The organism is Acidisoma sp. 7E03 (assembly GCF_054665075.1).
The window spans coordinates 135,413-151,031 of the sequence record NZ_BAAFHE010000007.1; the positions used below are offsets into that span (position 1 = coordinate 135,413).

The 15,619-nt window shown below is 67.3% G+C and carries 21 protein-coding genes; 8 read left to right on the top strand and 13 right to left on the bottom strand.

What is annotated here, in order from left to right; translation table 11 throughout:
• The first annotated feature begins 49 nt into the window (after nt 1-49).
• On the top strand, nt 50-367 hold the full coding sequence (locus tag ACYQ6W_RS12660) for an antibiotic biosynthesis monooxygenase family protein (RefSeq protein ID WP_459675693.1): 318 nt from the start codon (nt 50-52) through the stop codon (nt 365-367).
• Nucleotides 368-381: 14 nt separating this feature from the next.
• Here the strand turns inward: ACYQ6W_RS12660 and ACYQ6W_RS12665 are convergent, their stop codons facing one another.
• Together ACYQ6W_RS12665 and ACYQ6W_RS12670 are read right to left on the bottom strand one after the other, a co-directional pair.
• Nucleotides 382-873, bottom strand: a complete 492-nt coding sequence (locus ACYQ6W_RS12665; protein WP_459675696.1) for an N-acetyltransferase family protein — start codon at nt 871-873, stop codon at nt 382-384.
• Nucleotides 874-883: 10 nt separating this feature from the next.
• The gene (locus tag ACYQ6W_RS12670) at nt 884-1,819 is read right to left on the bottom strand and encodes a LysR family transcriptional regulator (protein WP_459675697.1); all 936 of its coding nucleotides are present in this window, start codon (nt 1,817-1,819) and stop codon (nt 884-886) included.
• 109 nt (nt 1,820-1,928) lie between these two features.
• On the opposite strand from ACYQ6W_RS12670, the gene ACYQ6W_RS12675 reads away from it, so the two are divergent.
• From ACYQ6W_RS12675 to ACYQ6W_RS12695, 5 genes are read left to right on the top strand one after another with little or no spacing between them, the layout of a single operon-like run.
• Nucleotides 1,929-2,540 carry an FMN-dependent NADH-azoreductase gene (locus ACYQ6W_RS12675; protein ID WP_459675699.1) on the top strand — a complete coding sequence of 204 codons (612 nt, stop codon included), beginning with the start codon at nt 1,929-1,931 and terminating at the stop codon, nt 2,538-2,540.
• A 26-nt stretch (nt 2,541-2,566) separates the two neighbouring features.
• A complete protein-coding gene (locus ACYQ6W_RS12680) occupies nt 2,567-3,187 on the top strand; it encodes a YceI family protein (RefSeq protein WP_459675701.1) in 621 nt (206 codons plus the stop codon).
• 18 nt (nt 3,188-3,205) lie between these two features.
• A complete protein-coding gene (locus ACYQ6W_RS12685) occupies nt 3,206-3,793 on the top strand; it encodes a cytochrome b (RefSeq protein ID WP_459675702.1) in 588 nt (195 codons plus the stop codon).
• Nucleotides 3,794-3,830: 37 nt separating this feature from the next.
• Entirely contained in the window at nt 3,831-4,397 is a 567-nt protein-coding gene (locus ACYQ6W_RS12690) for a YceI family protein (protein ID WP_459675704.1), read from the top strand.
• Nucleotides 4,394-5,224 carry a DODA-type extradiol aromatic ring-opening family dioxygenase gene (locus tag ACYQ6W_RS12695; RefSeq protein WP_459675706.1) on the top strand — a complete coding sequence of 277 codons (831 nt, stop codon included), beginning with the start codon at nt 4,394-4,396 and terminating at the stop codon, nt 5,222-5,224. Before ACYQ6W_RS12690 ends, ACYQ6W_RS12695 begins: the two co-directional genes overlap by 4 nt.
• A gap of 3 nt (nt 5,225-5,227) precedes the next feature.
• On the opposite strand, the gene ACYQ6W_RS12700 is transcribed toward ACYQ6W_RS12695, so the two are convergent.
• The 11 genes from ACYQ6W_RS12700 to ACYQ6W_RS12750 all read right to left on the bottom strand — a co-directional run bounded on the left by ACYQ6W_RS12700 (nt 5,228) and on the right by ACYQ6W_RS12750 (nt 14,349).
• Entirely contained in the window at nt 5,228-5,788 is a 561-nt protein-coding gene (locus ACYQ6W_RS12700) for a nucleoside 2-deoxyribosyltransferase (RefSeq protein WP_459675707.1), read from the bottom strand.
• Between the two features lie 42 nt (nt 5,789-5,830).
• Entirely contained in the window at nt 5,831-7,765 is a 1,935-nt protein-coding gene (gene acs / locus ACYQ6W_RS12705; protein ID WP_459675709.1) for an acetate--CoA ligase, read from the bottom strand.
• Between the two features lie 138 nt (nt 7,766-7,903).
• The gene (locus ACYQ6W_RS12710; RefSeq protein WP_459675711.1) at nt 7,904-8,845 is read right to left on the bottom strand and encodes an alpha/beta hydrolase; all 942 of its coding nucleotides are present in this window, start codon (nt 8,843-8,845) and stop codon (nt 7,904-7,906) included.
• Between the two features lie 10 nt (nt 8,846-8,855).
• A complete protein-coding gene (locus tag ACYQ6W_RS12715) occupies nt 8,856-9,131 on the bottom strand; it encodes a hypothetical protein (RefSeq protein WP_459675712.1) in 276 nt (91 codons plus the stop codon).
• Nucleotides 9,128-9,352, bottom strand: a complete 225-nt coding sequence (locus ACYQ6W_RS12720; protein ID WP_459675713.1) for a hypothetical protein — start codon at nt 9,350-9,352, stop codon at nt 9,128-9,130. The genes ACYQ6W_RS12715 and ACYQ6W_RS12720 overlap by 4 nt, the downstream gene beginning before the upstream one ends.
• A gap of 67 nt (nt 9,353-9,419) precedes the next feature.
• The gene (locus ACYQ6W_RS12725) at nt 9,420-9,878 is read right to left on the bottom strand and encodes a SufE family protein (protein WP_459675714.1); all 459 of its coding nucleotides are present in this window, start codon (nt 9,876-9,878) and stop codon (nt 9,420-9,422) included.
• The gene (hslU, locus tag ACYQ6W_RS12730; protein WP_459675716.1) at nt 9,875-11,182 is read right to left on the bottom strand and encodes an ATP-dependent protease ATPase subunit HslU; all 1,308 of its coding nucleotides are present in this window, start codon (nt 11,180-11,182) and stop codon (nt 9,875-9,877) included. Before hslU ends, ACYQ6W_RS12725 begins: the two co-directional genes overlap by 4 nt.
• Nucleotides 11,183-11,279: 97 nt before the next feature.
• A complete protein-coding gene (hslV, locus tag ACYQ6W_RS12735; RefSeq protein WP_459675717.1) occupies nt 11,280-11,840 on the bottom strand; it encodes an ATP-dependent protease subunit HslV in 561 nt (186 codons plus the stop codon).
• Nucleotides 11,841-11,919: 79 nt separating this feature from the next.
• Complete coding sequence (mutL, locus tag ACYQ6W_RS12740) at nt 11,920-13,734, bottom strand: DNA mismatch repair endonuclease MutL (RefSeq protein ID WP_459675718.1); 1,815 nt, start codon at nt 13,732-13,734, stop codon at nt 11,920-11,922.
• Nucleotides 13,735-13,784: 50 nt separating this feature from the next.
• A complete protein-coding gene (locus ACYQ6W_RS12745; protein ID WP_459675720.1) occupies nt 13,785-14,144 on the bottom strand; it encodes a type II toxin-antitoxin system PemK/MazF family toxin in 360 nt (119 codons plus the stop codon).
• Nucleotides 14,131-14,349 (bottom strand): AbrB/MazE/SpoVT family DNA-binding domain-containing protein, encoded by a 219-nt coding sequence (locus tag ACYQ6W_RS12750; RefSeq protein WP_459675721.1) that lies wholly within the window; start codon nt 14,347-14,349, stop codon nt 14,131-14,133. The genes ACYQ6W_RS12745 and ACYQ6W_RS12750 overlap by 14 nt, the downstream gene beginning before the upstream one ends.
• Nucleotides 14,350-14,491: 142 nt before the next feature.
• Here ACYQ6W_RS12750 and queE point away from each other — a divergent pair, with 142 nt between their 5' ends.
• Together queE and ACYQ6W_RS12760 are read left to right on the top strand one after the other, a co-directional pair.
• Nucleotides 14,492-15,127, top strand: coding sequence for a 7-carboxy-7-deazaguanine synthase (gene queE / locus ACYQ6W_RS12755; protein WP_459675722.1), 636 nt, complete (start codon nt 14,492-14,494; stop codon nt 15,125-15,127).
• The gene (locus tag ACYQ6W_RS12760) at nt 15,127-15,504 is read left to right on the top strand and encodes a 6-pyruvoyl trahydropterin synthase family protein (protein WP_459675725.1); all 378 of its coding nucleotides are present in this window, start codon (nt 15,127-15,129) and stop codon (nt 15,502-15,504) included. Before queE ends, ACYQ6W_RS12760 begins: the two co-directional genes overlap by 1 nt.
• The last annotated feature ends 115 nt before the right edge of the window (nt 15,505-15,619 follow it).

Below are 15,619 nucleotides of genomic sequence, written 5' to 3' on the forward strand. Positions count from 1 at the left end.
CTACCCTCTTCTCCTAGTCTAAATTGGTATATCAGCGAGGGATAGGGCGATGTTCGTGGCGATGAACCGCTTCCGCGTGATCAAGGACGAGGCCGAGGCCTTCGAGCAGCGGTGGATCGGCCGGGACAGCCAGCTGCATACCGTGCCAGGCTTCGTCTCCTTCCATCTGCTCAAAGGGCCGGAGCGCGAGGACCACATTCTCTACGCCTCCCATACCATCTGGCAGGACTATGCGGCCTTCGAGGGCTGGACGCGGTCCGAGGCCTTCCGCCTGGCGCATGCGGGGGCCGGGGGATCGAAGCCGCTCACCCTCGGCCATCCGGAGTTCGAAGGTTTCGAATCGGTGAGTGGCGCCGAACGCGGCTGATCAGCCCAGAATCTTCAACCCAGAATCTTCTGCATCAGCACGAGGTCGAGCCAGCGGTCGAATTTGCGGCCGACCTCCGGCATGCGGCCGACGATGGTGAAGCCGAACTGCTCGTGCAGCTTGATGGAAACCGGGTTGTCCGCCGAGATGGCGCCGACCATGACGTGCAGGCCCGCCGCCGTCGCGTGCTCCAGCAGGGCGGTGAGGAAGGCGCGGCCCAGGCCGCGCTTCTGGAACCGTTCCTCCACATAGATCGAGTGTTCCACCGTCAGGGCGTAGCCGCCATAGGCGCGGAAACTGCCATAGGTCGCGAAGCCAGCGATCGCGCCGTCGATCTCACTCACGAGCACGGGCTGGCCTGCCGCTACCCGCTCCTGCCACCACTGCAGCCGGGCCTCGAGCGTCGTCGGCACCGTCTGCCAGCTCGCCGTCGTCTGCAGGATGGCGTGGTTGGTGATGGCGAGGATCGCGGGCAGATCCCGTTCGGTGGCGGGGCGGATCGACACGGCAAACTCCTCAGGCAGCGCTGGCGGCAGGCGCCGCGTCTTCCCGCTTGCCAGAGATGAGCCAGTCGGACAACCAGCGGCCGGCTGGGCCCAAGACCCGGTCCCGCCGGTGGATGAGGCACATGGAAAGCTCCACGTTGGTGGAAGCGCCCCAGTTGTCGGGCTGGATGAGGGCGAGGCGCCCGGCCGCAATGTCCGCCTCCACCATGTGCAGGGGCATGCCGCCCCAGCCCAAGCCGCCCAGCAGCATGGTATGCTTGGCCCCAAGGTCGGCCAGGCGCCAGTTGCGGCGGGAGAGGACGGCGTGGTCCCGCTTGCCGGTGCGCCCGGAGGGATCGGTCAGCACGAGCTGGACATGCTGCTGCAGCTCGTCCGTCGTGATGGGGCGCTGCAACTGAGCCAGCGGATGGCAGGTCGCAGCCACGGCCACCATGCGGATGGTGCCGATGGGCTGCAGGATCAGCTCGGTACTCTCTTGGCTCGCGAATGCGATGGAGATGCCGAGGGCGCAGGTGCCGTCGATCACCAGATTGGTGGTGGCACCCATGGAAGCAACGAAGATGCGCGTCGGCACTGTGGGATAGCGGGCACCGAAGACGCGCAGCGCCGCGACGATCCGGTCCATCGGAAACATCGCATCCACGACCAGGGCGAGTTCCGGCTCCAGCCCCTGGGCGATCCCCCGGGCCTGATCCGAGAAGCTTTCCACGTCCTGGATGATGCGGGTTGCGCGCGGCAGCAGCGCCTCCCCCGCCTGGGTGAGGGTCGGGCGATAGGCCGAGCGGTCGAAGAGGGTGAGGCCGAGCTGATCCTCGAGCTTCTGCACGGCATAGGTCACGGCGGATTGCGCGCGGTTGAGGCGGCGGGCGGCAGCCGAAAAGCTGCCGGATTCCGCGACCGTGACGAAGACCATGAACTGGTCGAGGGAGATGCCGGTCAGGGACACGCGCCAACTTCATCAAAAGATCAGATGAACATTCCCAGAATTTTATCAGTTTCTTGATGGCTCTGCCAGGGCTAAGTGGTCAGCATCAACATCCTGCGGGATTATCGTCATGACCAAGATTCTGGTTCTCGAAAGCAGCGCCAACCTTGCCGCCTCCGTCAGCCGCGATCTGACCCAGGCCTTCCTCGCCGGCTACAAGGCCGCGCACCCCGATGTGGTGGTGACCGCGCGTGATCTGGTCGCCAATTCCATTCCGCATCTTGGCGTCGATCTCATCGGCGGCTTCTTCGGCAAGCCGGAGGAGCTGACGCCGGCGCAGAAGGACGCGCTCGCGCTGTCCGACACGCTGATCGACGAGGTCGAGGCGGCGGACATCATCGCCATCGGCGCGCCGATGTACAATTTCAGCATTCCGTCCACGCTCAAGGCCTGGATCGACCATGTGCTGCGCGCCGGCCGCACCTTCCGTTACACCGAAAACGGGCCGCAGGGCCTGGTCACCGGCAAAAAGGTGGTGCTCTTCCTGGCGTCCGGCGGCGTCTATTCCGATGGTCCCTACAAGCCGTACGACTTCCAGGAGACCTATCTCCGCGGCGTGCTGGGCTTCATCGGCCTGACGGATGTCACCGTGGTGCGCGCCGAGGGCCTCGCCATGGGTCCGGAGGCTGCGGCCAAGGCGGTTGCCGACGCCAAGGCGAAGATCGCGACCCTCGCCGTCTAATTTTCTCTCAGATTTAAGGATTTCCGATGATCCGCTCTCTTCTGCTCGGCAGCGCCTTCGCTGCCGGCCTCGCCCTTGCGACCGTGGCTCCGGCCCTCGCTCAGGTGGAGACCACCACCCCGGCCAAGGTTCCCGCCGGCACCTACAAGGTCGAGCCCTACCACACCCGCATTCTTTTCGCCGTTTCCCACATGGGCTTTAGCACCTGGTACGGCAATTTCAGCAACGCCTCCGGCACGCTGACCTTCGATTCCAAGGCCCCGGCCAAGAGCGTGCTCGACATCAGCTTCCCGACCGACAGCGTGACGACCACCAACACCAAGCTGGACGGCGAGCTGAAGAGCCCGGCCTGGTTCGATGCTACGCAGTTCCCGACCATCACCTTCAAGTCCACCAAGATCACCGTGACGGGCCATGACACCGGCAAGATCGAGGGTGACCTCACCTTCCATGGCGTCACCCATCCGGTGACCCTGACGGCGCATTTCAACGGCGGCGGCACCAATCCGCTCGACAAGGCCTATACGATCGGCTTCGACGCGACGGGGACGCTCTCCCGCGCCGAATTCGGTGTTAAGACCTACGAGCCGCTGATCGGCGACAAGGTGCACCTGATCCTGAGCGGCGCCTTCGAACTGCAGAAGTAAGATCCGGGAGCGACCGCCATGCCGGCCTATCGAAACGGGGTCACCCCCGCGCGCTACACGGCGGTCGCCATCCTGCTGCATTGGCTGATCGCGGCGGGCATCCTTGCCCTGATCGCGATCGGTCTGATCATGACGCAGCTGCAGGCGAGCATCGGCCCGATGCAGACCTTCAAGCTCTTCCAGCTGCACAAGTCTATCGGCATCACCGTGCTGCTCTTGGCGGTGATCCGTATCCTGTGGCGGTTCACGCACAAGCCGCCGCCGCTGCCTGCCGAGATGCCGGCGGTCGAAAAGCGGGCGGCGCATGGGCTGCATTGGCTGCTCTATCTGCTGATGCTGGGACTGCCGCTGACCGGCTGGGCCGTCGTCTCCTCCTCGCCCTTCAACCTGCCCACCGTGCTCTATAATCTCGTGCCCTGGCCTGACCTGCCGGTGCTGCCGCATCTCGCCAACAAGGCGGCGGTCAGCCACGTGCTCGGCTGGGTGCATGCCTATGCGAGCTGGATTCTCATTGCGCTTCTCGTCATTCATTTCGCAGCCGTTTTCCGCCATCACCTGATCAAGCGGGACGGCGTGCTCCTGAGGATGATGCCGAGCCGGCGCTGAGCCGGCCGCGCCTCCGCCATTCGACAAGGAACGGATCATGATGCTGCGCTCCCTCGGTTTCGCCTCCGCCCTGCTCATCGGCGCCTCCGTCTCCGCCCAAGCCGCGACCTGGACGATCGACACGGCCAAGAGCCATCTCGGCTTCACCGGCAGCCAGAGCGGCACGCCCTTCAGCGGCAGCTTCGGCAAATTCTCCGGCACCATCGTCTTCGATCCGGCGAATCCCGGCACCGGCCATGCCGAGGTCACCATCGCCATGGCGAGTGCCACGACCGGCGATCAGCAGAAGGACGGCGCCTTGCCGGGGTCCGACTGGTTCGCGGTAGACAAGTTCCCGACCGCCGAATTTAAAGCGGCCAGCTTCAAGGCCACCGGCAAGGACGCTTATGAGGCCGATGGCACGCTGACCATTCGCGGCATCGTGAAGCCCGTCACCCTGCCCTTCACCCTGACGATTTCCGGCGACACGGCCGAGGCCAAGGGCAAGCTGCAGCTCGTCCGCACCGATTACGGCGTGGGCCAGGGCACCTGGAGCAATGGGCAGTATGTCGCCCTCGACGTCGCGGTGACGCTGGACGTCGTTGCCAGCAAGACCGCGCCATGAGCGATGCCATGACGACCCGTGCGGAGCGGCTTCCGACCTACTTCCTGCCGCATGGCGGTGGCCCCTGCTTCTTCATGGACCCGCCGCCCGGCGGCCCCGGCACCTGGGACCGGATGGCCGATTTCCTGCGCTCAGTCGCGGGCGATCTCGCAGAGCCTCCGCGGGCCATCCTGATCGTCACCGGCCATTGGGAGACGGAGAATCTGGCTGTCACCGCCGGCCCTCATCCCGGCCTCATCTTCGACTATTACGGCTTTCCCGAGAGCACCTACCAGCTGACCTATCCGGCGCCGGGTGACCCGGCGCTGGCCGCGCGGGTGGCGGAGATGCTGGCCGCCGCCGGCTTCCCGACCGTGCAGGACCCCGCGCGCGGCTTCGACCACGGCATGTTCATCCCCCTTAAGGTCGCCTTCCCTGAGGCCAGCATTCCGGTGGTGGAGCTTTCGGTGCGGCGCGATCTCGATCCCGCGGCGCATCTCGCCATCGGCCGCGCGCTCGCGCCCTTGCGGGAGGAGGGCGTGCTGATCCTGGCGACGGGCATGAGCTACCACAATCTGCGCGGCTTCTTCACGACTGATCCGCGCGCGGGCCTCGCCTCCGCCGCTTTCGACGCGTGGCTGGCCAAGGCCGTGGTGCAGGAGCCCGCGGCGCGCGAAGCGGCCCTCATCGACTGGGAGAAGGCGCCCGCGGCGCGGGAATGCCATCCGCAGGAAGAGCATCTGATTCCGCTGATGGTGGCGGCCGGAGCCGCGGGCCAGGACACGGCGACGCATGCCTATGCGGACGTTGTCCTCGGCAAGCGGCTGTCGGGCTTCCGCTTCGGCTGAGGCTCAGGCGGCGAGGCCGAGCTTAGCTGCCGCCTGGGCGACGCACCGCTCGAAGATTTCGAGCGAATCGAAGGGCCGGTCCTGCCCGTCCTCGGGTAGAACCATGGACAGGCCACCTGCGGCCTCCACCGCCCCGGGGATCATTAGATTGTCGGGCAGGCCGAAGCCCTCGACGGCGATGCCGGGCAGCGGATCGGGAACCGCCACCACCTGCGCGCGGCTCCGCGCGTCGAAGAGCGTGGCACTGTTGGAATATCCAAAGATCGGCCGGCCGCGGCCGAGGAACCAGCCGATTTCGACCAGCGTGCCGGCATCGGCCGAGGCGCCCCGGAAGGGCGTGAGATTGGCGATGACGATCTCCGCCGTCTCCATCATCTCCACGTCCTTGCGGAAGATGGCGAGGCCGGCTTCCGCCTCGGTCATGGCAGCCAGGGCCGCGATGTCCTCGTTGAGCGGGGGCAGGCCGCGAATGCCGTAGCGGGCACAGATGTCCCGCTTCTGCGCCGCATGCTCGGCGGCGTTGGGGAGGAAGACGTCGGGGCCGGCGAGATAGGCTGTGATCATGCGATGAGTGTGCCGGGCGCCTGCGCCCGGCACAATCCCGCGTCAGCCCTTCCGGTTCTTCACGAGATCGTCCACCACCGCCGGGTCGGCGAGGGTGGAGGTATCGCCGAGGCTGTCCACCTCGTTCGCCGCGATCTTGCGCAGGATGCGGCGCATGATCTTGCCGCTGCGCGTCTTCGGCAGGCCCGGTGCCCATTGGATGACGTCGGGCACAGCGATCGGCCCGATCTCCTTGCGCACCCAGCCCGCGAGTTCCTTGAGCAGCGCGTCCGTGGGCTCGATGCCGCGCTTGAGCGTGACATAGGCGTAGATGCCCTGGCCCTTCACATCGTGCGGATAGCCGACGACGGCAGATTCGGCGACGCCCTGGTGGCTGTCGAGCGCGCTCTCCACCTCTGCCGTGCCCATACGGTGGCCGGAGACGTTGATCACGTCATCGACGCGGCCGGTGATCCAGTAATAGCCGTCGGCATCCCGCCGCGCGCCGTCGCCCGTGAAGTAGAGGCCCTTGTAGGTGCTGAAATAGGTTTTCACGAATCGGTCGTGATCGCCGAAGACGGTGCGCATCTGGCCCGGCCAACTGTCAGCGAGGCAGAGATGCCCATCGGCCTCGCCTTCCAGCACCTGGCCGTTGCTGTCGACGAGGACGGGCTTGACCCCGGGCAGCGGCAGGGTGGCGGAGCCCGGCTTGAGAGGCGAGGTGCCCGGCACGGGGGAGATGAGGATGCCGCCCGTCTCGGTCTGCCACCAGGTGTCCACAACGGGGCAGCGGCCTTCGCCGACGACGTTGAAATACCATTCCCAGGCTTCGGGGTTGATCGGCTCGCCGACGCTGCCGAGCAGGCGCAGGCTGGCGCGGCTGGCACGCTTCACCGGCGCGTCGCCGTCGCGCATCAGGGCACGGATCGCGGTGGGCGCGGTGTAGAAGATCTCGACCTTGTGCTTGTCGACCACCTGCCACATCCGCCCGCTGTCGGGATAGGTGGGCACGCCCTCGAACATCACCGTGGTCGCGCCATTCGCGAGCGGCCCGTAGACGATGTATGTGTGACCGGTCACCCAGCCCACGTCCGCGGTGCACCAGTAGATCTCGCCCGGGCGATAGTCGAAGACGAGTTCGTGCGTCAGGCTGGCCCAGACCATGTAGCCGCCGGTGGTGTGCAGCACGCCCTTCGGGCTGCCGGTGCTGCCGGAGGTGTAGAGGATGAAGAGTGGGTCTTCCGCCGCCATTTGCTCAGGCGCGCAGTCGGCCGAAGCCTTCTCCATCAGCGCGCCATACTCGTGGTCGCGGCCCGCCGTCATCGGCACCGTGGCGCCCGTGACACGGACGACCAGCACGTCGGTGACGTCCGGGCACTGCTTCAGCGCTTCGTCGGTATTGGCTTTGAGCGGGACGCGCCGCCCGCCGCGCCGTCCTTCGTCCGCGGTGATGACGAGGCGGGATTTGCAATCGAGAATACGGCCGGCGAGGCTCTGCGGCGAGAAGCCGCCGAACACCACCGAATGCACGGCGCCGATGCGGGCGCAGGCGAGCATCGCGACGGCCGCCTCGATCACCATCGGCATGTAGATGGTGACGCGATCGCCCTTGCGGACGCCGAGATCGCGCAGGGCGTTCCCGAGCTTGCAGACCTGCGCGTGGAGATCCCGGTAGGTGATGGCGGCCTGGGCGTCGGGTTCGTCGCCTTCCCAAAGGATGGCCGTCTGGTCACCGCGCGTCTCGAGATGCCGGTCGAGGCAGGAGACGGTCGCATTCAGCGTTCCGTCCTCGAACCATTTGATCGAGACGTCGCCCTCGTAGCTCGTGTTCTTGGCCTTGTTCGGGGCGCGGAACCAGGCGATGCGGCGGTGCGCTTCGTCCAGCCAGAAACGATCGGGATCGGCGGCCGCCGCCGCCCGCAGCGCCGCGGCGCGCGAAGCGCTCTCCGTCAGGCGCGGGGACGTGGGGGCGCTGGCATGACTTGCATGATCGGGCATCTCGGCTCTCCTCCGGCTCTGGCGGCGCCGTTCCATCGGCGCTCGTAACCGGTAGTGCGAAGGCGCTGCCGGTTTTCCGCAGAATCAGAGCCCGTCGTGGCGAAGTCAAACGCTTTTCGGGTGCGGATCACCCGCCCGTCAGGCACGCCCGCCATGGGCGAACCCATGCAGGTTCGAAACGATGGCCGAGAAGGCCATGGCGATCTGATCGCTGATGGTGCGGCCGCGCAGATAGCCATGCACGAGACCGTGGCCGGGATGTAGAGCGACGGCGACACCATTCGCTTTCAAGGCTGCCGCATAGTCGTGGGCATCCTGCGCCAGTGGGTCGATATCGGCGGCGAAAATCGCCGCCGGCGGTAGGCCGGTGAAATCCTGGGTCGCGAGCGGCAGGATTTCGGGATCGGTGATCACGGCCGGCGCGTGCCCGAGATAGGCTTCGAGATAGCCCGCTATGCTCGCCGCGGGCAGCAGCGGGGCCTTCTCCTTCGGCCCGCCGATCGCCCGCCGGACATCGGGGTGCAGCATGGGGTAGATGAGGAGCTGAGCCCAGGGCAGCGGCCGGCCCTTCGCCCGCAGGCGGAGACAGAGAGCAACCGCCAGGGTGGCGCCTGCGCTGTCGCCTGCCACGATCACGCGCTGATGGGAATCGAGCAGATCCTCATAGGCCGCCTCGGCATCATCCAGGGCTGCGGGAAACTGGTGCTCGGGCGACAGCCGGTAGTCCAGCGCCACGAGGGCGACCTCGCCGCCAGCGGCGAGGTCGGCGCAGATGCTGTCATGGCTCGCGAGGCCGCCGACGACGAAGCCGCCACCGTGGAAATAGAGCACGACGCGTCCGGGCACGGCATCGGGCGTCGCATAGGATCGCACGGCGAGGACACGGTCCGGGTTCTTTGCATGCAGGATCCCGTCGCGGGTGTGCAGCCCGGCCGGATGCGCCTGCGCGAAGGAGGCGCACATGCGGTCATAGGCCGCGCGGACCTCGGCCAGCGGCGCAGTGGGCCCGAGGCCTTCGGAAAAGGCTTCCGTCCGGCGGATGAACTCGAGCACCTGGCTATCCAGACGGAAGGGATTCATCGGCGGCTCCTCAGTCGTCGTTCGGGTCGGACTGCTGCCCGGTCTGGATCTTGTAGGCCATGCCGTCCTGCACCTCGGTGATCGCTGCCTGCGTGTATTTCAGCGCGGCGGCGACATGGCCCGCCTTGTCCTGCGGCGCCTGCTGCAAGGCGGCGGCGGCCGTGTTGAGCGCATCGAGGGCCGTGTTCATGTGGCCCTGATGGTGCAGGGCACAGCCGGCCAGCAGGGTACCGCCGGCAAAGGCGCCGGCGAGAATGGCCCCCTTCATCATGGATGCGCGGATCATGGGGCCACCGCGCGGATCTCTGCCTCGGCCTTGGCGATGAGCGCCAAAGCCGCCTGGGGATGGCCGCCCTTGTTGTTCCGGGTCTGGGAGAGGGCGCTCTGCGCCTTGTCCAGGGACTGCAGCGCCGTCGCCAGATGCGGTTCCTCGGCGATCGCCGTCGCGGTGAGGCCCCCCATTACGAAGGCGACGATCACGCCTATGCCAAACCGCCTGTCCGTCATCCGACGCTCCCTCGTCATGCTGTCCCTCGAAGATAGCGAGATCGCGGCATGGCGCTAGGGGCGGCTCTCAGTCTGCGGCGCTGCGCTCCGCTGCCGCCCGTTCCCGAATCGCACGGGCCATGGCGGCGATGCCGTTGCCGCGGTTGGTCGAAAGCGCTTCGAGCAGACCCAGCTCCTTGAGGAAGATCGGGTCGGTGGCGCCGATCTCGGCCGGGCTGCGGCCGGAATAGACCCGCAGGAGCAGGGCGACGAGGCCGGAGACGATGGCCGCATCCGAGGCGCCGGCGAGGTAGAGCCGGCCGTCGCGCATCACCGCCTCCATCCAGACGCGGCTTTGGCAGCCCGGCACGCGATGCGCGTCATCCGCCCATTCCTCGGGGAAGGGCGGCAGCTTGCGGCCGAGTTCGATGATGTAGCCGTAGCGCTCCATCCAGTCGTCGAAGACGCCGAGCTCTTCCCCGATGGAGGAGACGGCCTCGGCGGCCGTCTCCTCCTCGGGACGAACGAAGGGATCCGCGCCGGTCACAGGATGAAGCGGCTGAGATCGCCGCGCGCGGCCAAGGGTGCCACGCGCTCCCGCACGGCTTCCGCATCGACCCGGATGGTCTCGCCCGGCCGGTCGGAGGCCGAGAAGCTGATCTCCTCGAACAGCTTTTCGAGCACCGTCGAGAGGCGGCGGGCACCGATATTCTCCACCCGCTCGTTGATGTCGGCGGCGAGCTCGGCGACGGCGTCGATCGCATCCTCCGTGATGTCGAGGCTGACCTGCTCCGTTCCCATCAGGGCGACATACTGCTTGAGCAGGGAATGCTCCGGCTCGGTCAGGATGCGGCGCATGTCGTCTCGCGACAGCGGCGAGAGTTCAACACGGATGGGCAGACGGCCCTGCAACTCCGGCAGCAGGTCGGACGGCTTGGCCACGTGGAAGGCGCCGGAGGCGATGAAGAGGATGTGGTCCGTCTTCACCGGCCCGTGCTTGGTGTTCACGGTGGTGCCTTCGATCAACGGCAGCAGGTCGCGCTGCACGCCTTCGCGGCTGACGTCGCCGCCGCGGAAGCCGCCATCAGACCGGGCGCAGATCTTGTCGATCTCGTCGAGGAAGACGATGCCGTTGTTCTCGGCATGGCGCACGGCGTCCTTCGTCAGCTGATCGTTGTCGAGCAGCTTGTCGGCCTCCTCGCGCTCCAGCACGCGGCGGGCGGCGGCGACCGTCATCTTCTTCGGCTGCGCCGGGCGGCCGAACATGCCCTTCATCATGTCGCCGAGGTTGATCGCCTGGCCGGGCTGGATGTCCATCTGGCCGATGGCGTTCGGTGGCGCTTCGGTCACGGAGACCTCGATCTCCTTATCCTCGAACTCGCCGTTCCGCAGCATGCGGCGGAATTTCGAGCGCGTGTCGGCGGCCGCGCCTTCGCCGACGAGGGCGGTGACGATGCGCTCCTCAGCCGCAAGTTCGGCTTTCGCCTGCACGTGCTTGCGGCTGGCCTCGCGCATCATGGTGATGCTGGCGTCCACGAGGTCGCGCACGATGCTCTCGACGTCCCGGCCGACATAGCCGACTTCGGTGAACTTCGTTGCTTCCACCTTGAGGAAGGGGGCCTGGGCCAGCTTGGCGAGGCGTCGGGCGATCTCGGTTTTGCCGCAGCCGGTGGGGCCGATCATGAGGATGTTGCGGGGCACGATCTCTTCGCGCAGGCCTTCCGGCACCTGCTGGCGGCGCCAGCGGTTGCGCAGCGCGATGGCGACGGCGCGCTTCGCGTCATTCTGTCCGACGATGAAGCGGTCGAGTTCGGAGACGATCTCCCGGGGGGAGTAGGTAGGGACTTCCATGCTTGCGTTCCTAGCGCCGCGATCCGGCCCCGCTCAGCGGCAGCCCGTCGCAGCCTGATATGGTCATGGTCCGTTCGTGGACGGAGCGACTGTGCGGTCAGATGGTTTCGACGACAAGGGAGTGGTTGGTGTAGACGCAGATGTCGCCCGCGATCTTCATCGAGCGGCGGACGATCTCCTCGGCGGTGAGATCGGGCACCGTGATCAAAGCCCGCGCGGCGGAGAGCGCGTAGTTGCCGCCGGAACCGATGCCGATGATGCCGTCTTCCGGCTCCAGCACGTCGCCATTGCCGGTAAGCGTATAGGAGTGGTCGCGGTCGGCGACGATCATCATCGCTTCCAGCCGGCGCAGGTAGCGGTCGGTTCGCCAGTCCTTGGCGAGTTCGACGCAGGCGCGCTCAAGCTGGTTCGGAAAGCGCTCGAGCTTCGCTTCCAGCCGCTCCAGCAGGGTGAAGGCATCGGCCGTCGCCCCGGCGAAGCCGGCGATCACCTGGCCGTTGCCGATGCGGCGGACCTTTCGCGCATTGCCCTTGATGACGGTCTGGCCGAGCGTCACCTGGCCGTCGCCGCCCATGGCGACCTGCCCGTCACGTCTGACCGAGAGGATGGTTGTGCCGTGCCAACCGATAGGATCGTGCGGCGAGGGGGATGTGTTCATCGCTCCGAGATGGGTCTCCACACGATTTCGTGCAAGCCACGGCCCGGAAAGCGGCCATGCCGGCTCTGCATGAGAGGCGTCACGTGCCGCGGCGGCCGAACAGGGTCTCGATCTCGGCCCGCGACAGTTTGAGGAAGGTCGGCCGCCCGTGGCTGCAGGTCGCCGCCCGCGGCACCTGCTCCATCTGGCGCAGCAGGGCGTTCATCTCGGCCTCGTTCATGCGCCGGCCGGCGCGGATGCTGCCATGGCAGGCCATGCGGGCGATGACGGCGTCGAGCTTCTCCGCCAGCGCCGTGCTCTCCCCCATCTCTGCCAATTCCTCGGCGACGTCCCGGAGCAGCGGTGCCGGATCGGCGGTGCCGAGCACCGCAGGCATGGCGCGGACGACGATGGCGCCTGGGCCGAAGCCTTCGATCTCGAGCCCGAGCCGGGCGAGATCCCCGGCGGCCTCCGCCAGACGCGCCGCATCGGCCTGGGCGAGGTCGACCACCACGGGCAATAGCAATGGCTGGGCCCGCGGCCCCGCGCTCTCCATCATCTGGTCGCGTAGCGCCTCATGGGTCAGCCGCTCATGCGCCGCATGCTGGTCGACCAGGATGAGGGTGCCGTCGGCCGCGACGGCGATGATGTAGGTGTCGAGCACTTGGGCGACCGCCGCCCCCAGGGGATGGTCCGTCTCGACCGGGCGCGGGGAGGGCTGGGCGGCAAGGCTGCGGGCCGCCGGCGCTGCTGCGAGCGGCAGGGTGTTTTCGGCGAAGGCCATGGGTGTCGGCCGTTCCAGCGTCGCGGTCTGGGCGCTGAGGTTGGGTCCGAAATAGGCGGGTGCCGGCGCGGCATCCGGCCGGGCATAGGCGTTCACGGCCCGGCCGTAGCCGCGCAGGGCGGCGCGCGGCTGGGATTGGAGGACGGCCGGGCGGGAGAGGGCGGTGCGCAAGGCGCTGATCATCAGGCCGCGAATGCGCTCGGCGTCGCGAAAGCGAAGTTCGGTCTTGGCCGGGTGGACGTTCACGTCCACGGCGCGGTGCGGCAGGTCGAGCCAGAGGCCGGCGATGGGAAAGCGGCCGCGCGGAATGACCTCCATATAGGCGACGCGCAGCGCAGTCTTGAGCAGCGGGTCGGCGACGGGCCGGCCGTTGACCACGAGATATTGCGCGGCGGTGGTGGCGCGATGGGTCGCGGCGGCCCCGGCGAAGCCTGAGAGGATGACCTCGTCGCGCTCCGCTTCCACGGTGACCAGCGCCTCCGCCTCCTCGGGATGGAGCAGGGCGGCAAGCCGGCCGCGCCGGTCGTCCGGGGGAAGATCGAGGACCACGCGCCCCTCATGCTCCAGCCGGAAGGCGACGCCGGGGGCGGAGAGGGCGAGGCGGCGGATCACCGCTTCCGTGTGGTCGGCCTCCACGCGCGGGCTCCGCAGGAAGGCGCGGCGGGCCGGCGTCGCGAAAAAGAGGTCCGTCACCACGATGCGCGTGCCGGGCTGGCCGGCAGCCGGCTCGACCTCGGAGACGATACCGCCCTCGACGCGGATGCTGTGGGCACTGTCCGCGCCGGGGGGGCGGCTGATGATGCAGAGCCGGGCGGCGGCGCCGATGGAGGGCAAGGCCTCGCCGCGGAAGCCGAGCGTCGTGATGTTCACGAGATCGGCGGCTTCGGTGAGCTTGCTCGTCGCATGGCGCTGGATGGCGACGGGCAGTTCGGCCGGCGACATGCCGCAGCCGTCGTCGGTGATGTCGATGCGGCGGATGCCGCCTTCCTGGAGCGCGACGGTGATGCGCCGGGCACCCGCATCGAGCGCGTTCTCGACCAGTTCCTTCACCGCCGCCGCTGGCCGCTCCACCACTTCGCCGGCGGCGATGCGGTCCACGACGTGCGAGGGGAGGAGACGAATCGTCGGCATGGACGAGAGTCTGCCACAGAAGCCCGTCGCGGCTCCATGGGTTGACCCAATCAGAGCAGGCGTTGGAAGAACCAACCAAGTTTTTGGCGGACGTCGTCACGGTCATGAGTCGCGAGCCGGCCAATACGTTGCGCGTCCGCGATCTCTATCGTGGCGATTTTGTCCGTGCGTACAACTGACGGTGCGCTCAGGCCGGCGGCCGCGATGTCCGAGATCCTCGTATCTCCACCCCATGGGCGGTTGGCTGCGCTGGTGATCATCAGCACCCACAGGACGAAGGGAGAACCTAGGGGCAAGCCGCCTGCGACGACGAGTGCGGGGCGGTGCTGTTGGATAGGCCGGGCAGTGTAAGGAAAAGGGACCTTGACGACGTCCCAGACCTCGAAAAACTCGTGATCAGAGGTCGGCATACGCCTGCGTATCTTCCTCGCCGGCCCATTCTGCGAAAGTGGCGAAAGGGTCTTCCTTTATTTCCCGACCGACTTTCCGCGTCAGAATAACCCGATCATCTTCGATGATGTAGGCAAGCTCATCACCTTCCCGCAAATGCAAAGCCTCACGTACGGCCTGCGGGATCGTGGTCTGAGCCTTCGACGTGAGCCGGCTGGTGATCATGCGGCAAAAGTAAGGAAAATCCTTTCTTCTTTCAAGAGGTCCGCGCTTATCAGCCTCCCGCCCGGAGAGTCGCAAAATCTCGCCGAACCGGCTAGGTGCCGGGCCCGGCCCGCTGATGGGCCGGCACCCCTGGGTTCGAGGCATGGCTTACGCGGTCAAGGAAATCTTCTACACGCTGCAGGGCGAGGGCCGGAATGCCGGCCGTGCCGCGGTCTTCTGCCGCTTCGCCGGCTGCAATCTGTGGTCCGGCCGCGAAGAGGACCGGGCGACCGCGGCCTGCCGCTTCTGCGACACGGATTTCGTCGGGATGGACGGCCCGGGCGGCGGGCGCTTCGCCCATGCCGCGTCCCTTGCCCAGGCCGTCGCCGCGGAATGGCCGGCGGGGCGGGGTGGTCGGCCCTTCGTCGTGCTGACCGGCGGGGAACCGCTGCTGCAGGCCGATACCGCCCTCATCGAGGCGCTGCATGCAGAAGGCTTCGAGATCGCGGTGGAGACCAACGGGACGGTGCCATTGCCCCAGGGCATCGACTGGGTCTGCGTCAGCCCCAAGGCCGGCAATCCGCTCCTCGTCACGAAGGGCGACGAGCTCAAGCTCGTCTATCCGCAGGAGGGCGCCGACCCCGCCCTCTACGAGAGCCTCGCTTTCGACCATTTTCTGCTGTCGCCCATGGACGGCCCGGACCAGGCAGCCCATACCGCCGCCGCCGTCACCTACTGCCTGCACCACCCGCACTGGCGGCTCAGCCTCCAGACGCACAAGTTTCTTGGAATTGCCTGATGTTCGAGCTTACCAAACAGTTCCGCTTCGATGCCGCCCACACGCTCGAGCGCTGCATCGACGCCGAGCCGAGCCGGCGCATCCACGGCCATTCCTACCGGGCGACGGTCACCGTCCGCGGCATGCCGGATGCCGCCTCCGGCATGATCATCGATCTCGGCCTATTCGATCGCCTGCTCGCAGAAGTGCGGGACGGACTGGACCATCGCTTCCTGGACGAGGTGCCGGATCTGGGGCCTGCGACGCTCGAAAACCTATCGCTCTGGATCTGGCGCAAGTTGGACGGCAGGTGCCAAGGTCTGTCGCGTGTCGCGGTTCATCGCGACAGCGAGGGCGAGAGCTGCGTTTACTTTGGCCCGAATGCCAGCGGGCTCTGAGGGCGCGCCAACGAAGCGTTAATTCTATTCCCATAATCTTGAGCGCGGAGTTGCCGTCGCAGCGCTGACTTTGTCGTCACACTCGTACGCCTCGGCCTCCGGCGGGGCCTTTCCA

Excerpts from the sequence above, each read along its gene's own strand:
- ACYQ6W_RS12660 (WP_459675693.1), top strand. The coding sequence starts at position 50 with ATGTTCGTGGCGATGAACCGCTTCCGCGTGATCAAGGACGAGGCCGAG.
- ACYQ6W_RS12675 (WP_459675699.1), top strand. The coding sequence starts at position 1,929 with ATGACCAAGATTCTGGTTCTCGAAAGCAGCGCCAACCTTGCCGCCTCC.
- ACYQ6W_RS12680 (WP_459675701.1), top strand. The coding sequence starts at position 2,567 with ATGATCCGCTCTCTTCTGCTCGGCAGCGCCTTCGCTGCCGGCCTCGCC.
- ACYQ6W_RS12685 (WP_459675702.1), top strand. The coding sequence starts at position 3,206 with ATGCCGGCCTATCGAAACGGGGTCACCCCCGCGCGCTACACGGCGGTC.
- ACYQ6W_RS12690 (WP_459675704.1), top strand. The coding sequence starts at position 3,831 with ATGATGCTGCGCTCCCTCGGTTTCGCCTCCGCCCTGCTCATCGGCGCC.
- ACYQ6W_RS12695 (WP_459675706.1), top strand. The coding sequence starts at position 4,394 with ATGAGCGATGCCATGACGACCCGTGCGGAGCGGCTTCCGACCTACTTC.
- ACYQ6W_RS12700 (WP_459675707.1), bottom strand. The coding sequence starts at position 5,788 with ATGATCACAGCCTATCTCGCCGGCCCCGACGTCTTCCTCCCCAACGCC.
- acs (WP_459675709.1), bottom strand. The coding sequence starts at position 7,765 with ATGCCCGATCATGCAAGTCATGCCAGCGCCCCCACGTCCCCGCGCCTG.
- ACYQ6W_RS12710 (WP_459675711.1), bottom strand. The coding sequence starts at position 8,845 with ATGAATCCCTTCCGTCTGGATAGCCAGGTGCTCGAGTTCATCCGCCGG.
- ACYQ6W_RS12715 (WP_459675712.1), bottom strand. The coding sequence starts at position 9,131 with ATGATCCGCGCATCCATGATGAAGGGGGCCATTCTCGCCGGCGCCTTT.
- ACYQ6W_RS12720 (WP_459675713.1), bottom strand. The coding sequence starts at position 9,352 with ATGACGGACAGGCGGTTTGGCATAGGCGTGATCGTCGCCTTCGTAATG.
- hslU (WP_459675716.1), bottom strand. The coding sequence starts at position 11,182 with ATGGAAGTCCCTACCTACTCCCCCCGGGAGATCGTCTCCGAACTCGAC.
- hslV (WP_459675717.1), bottom strand. The coding sequence starts at position 11,840 with ATGAACACATCCCCCTCGCCGCACGATCCTATCGGTTGGCACGGCACA.
- mutL (WP_459675718.1), bottom strand. The coding sequence starts at position 13,734 with ATGCCGACGATTCGTCTCCTCCCCTCGCACGTCGTGGACCGCATCGCC.
- ACYQ6W_RS12745 (WP_459675720.1), bottom strand. The coding sequence starts at position 14,144 with ATGCCGACCTCTGATCACGAGTTTTTCGAGGTCTGGGACGTCGTCAAG.
- ACYQ6W_RS12750 (WP_459675721.1), bottom strand. The coding sequence starts at position 14,349 with ATGATCACCAGCCGGCTCACGTCGAAGGCTCAGACCACGATCCCGCAG.
- queE (WP_459675722.1), top strand. The coding sequence starts at position 14,492 with ATGGCTTACGCGGTCAAGGAAATCTTCTACACGCTGCAGGGCGAGGGC.
- ACYQ6W_RS12760 (WP_459675725.1), top strand. The coding sequence starts at position 15,127 with ATGTTCGAGCTTACCAAACAGTTCCGCTTCGATGCCGCCCACACGCTC.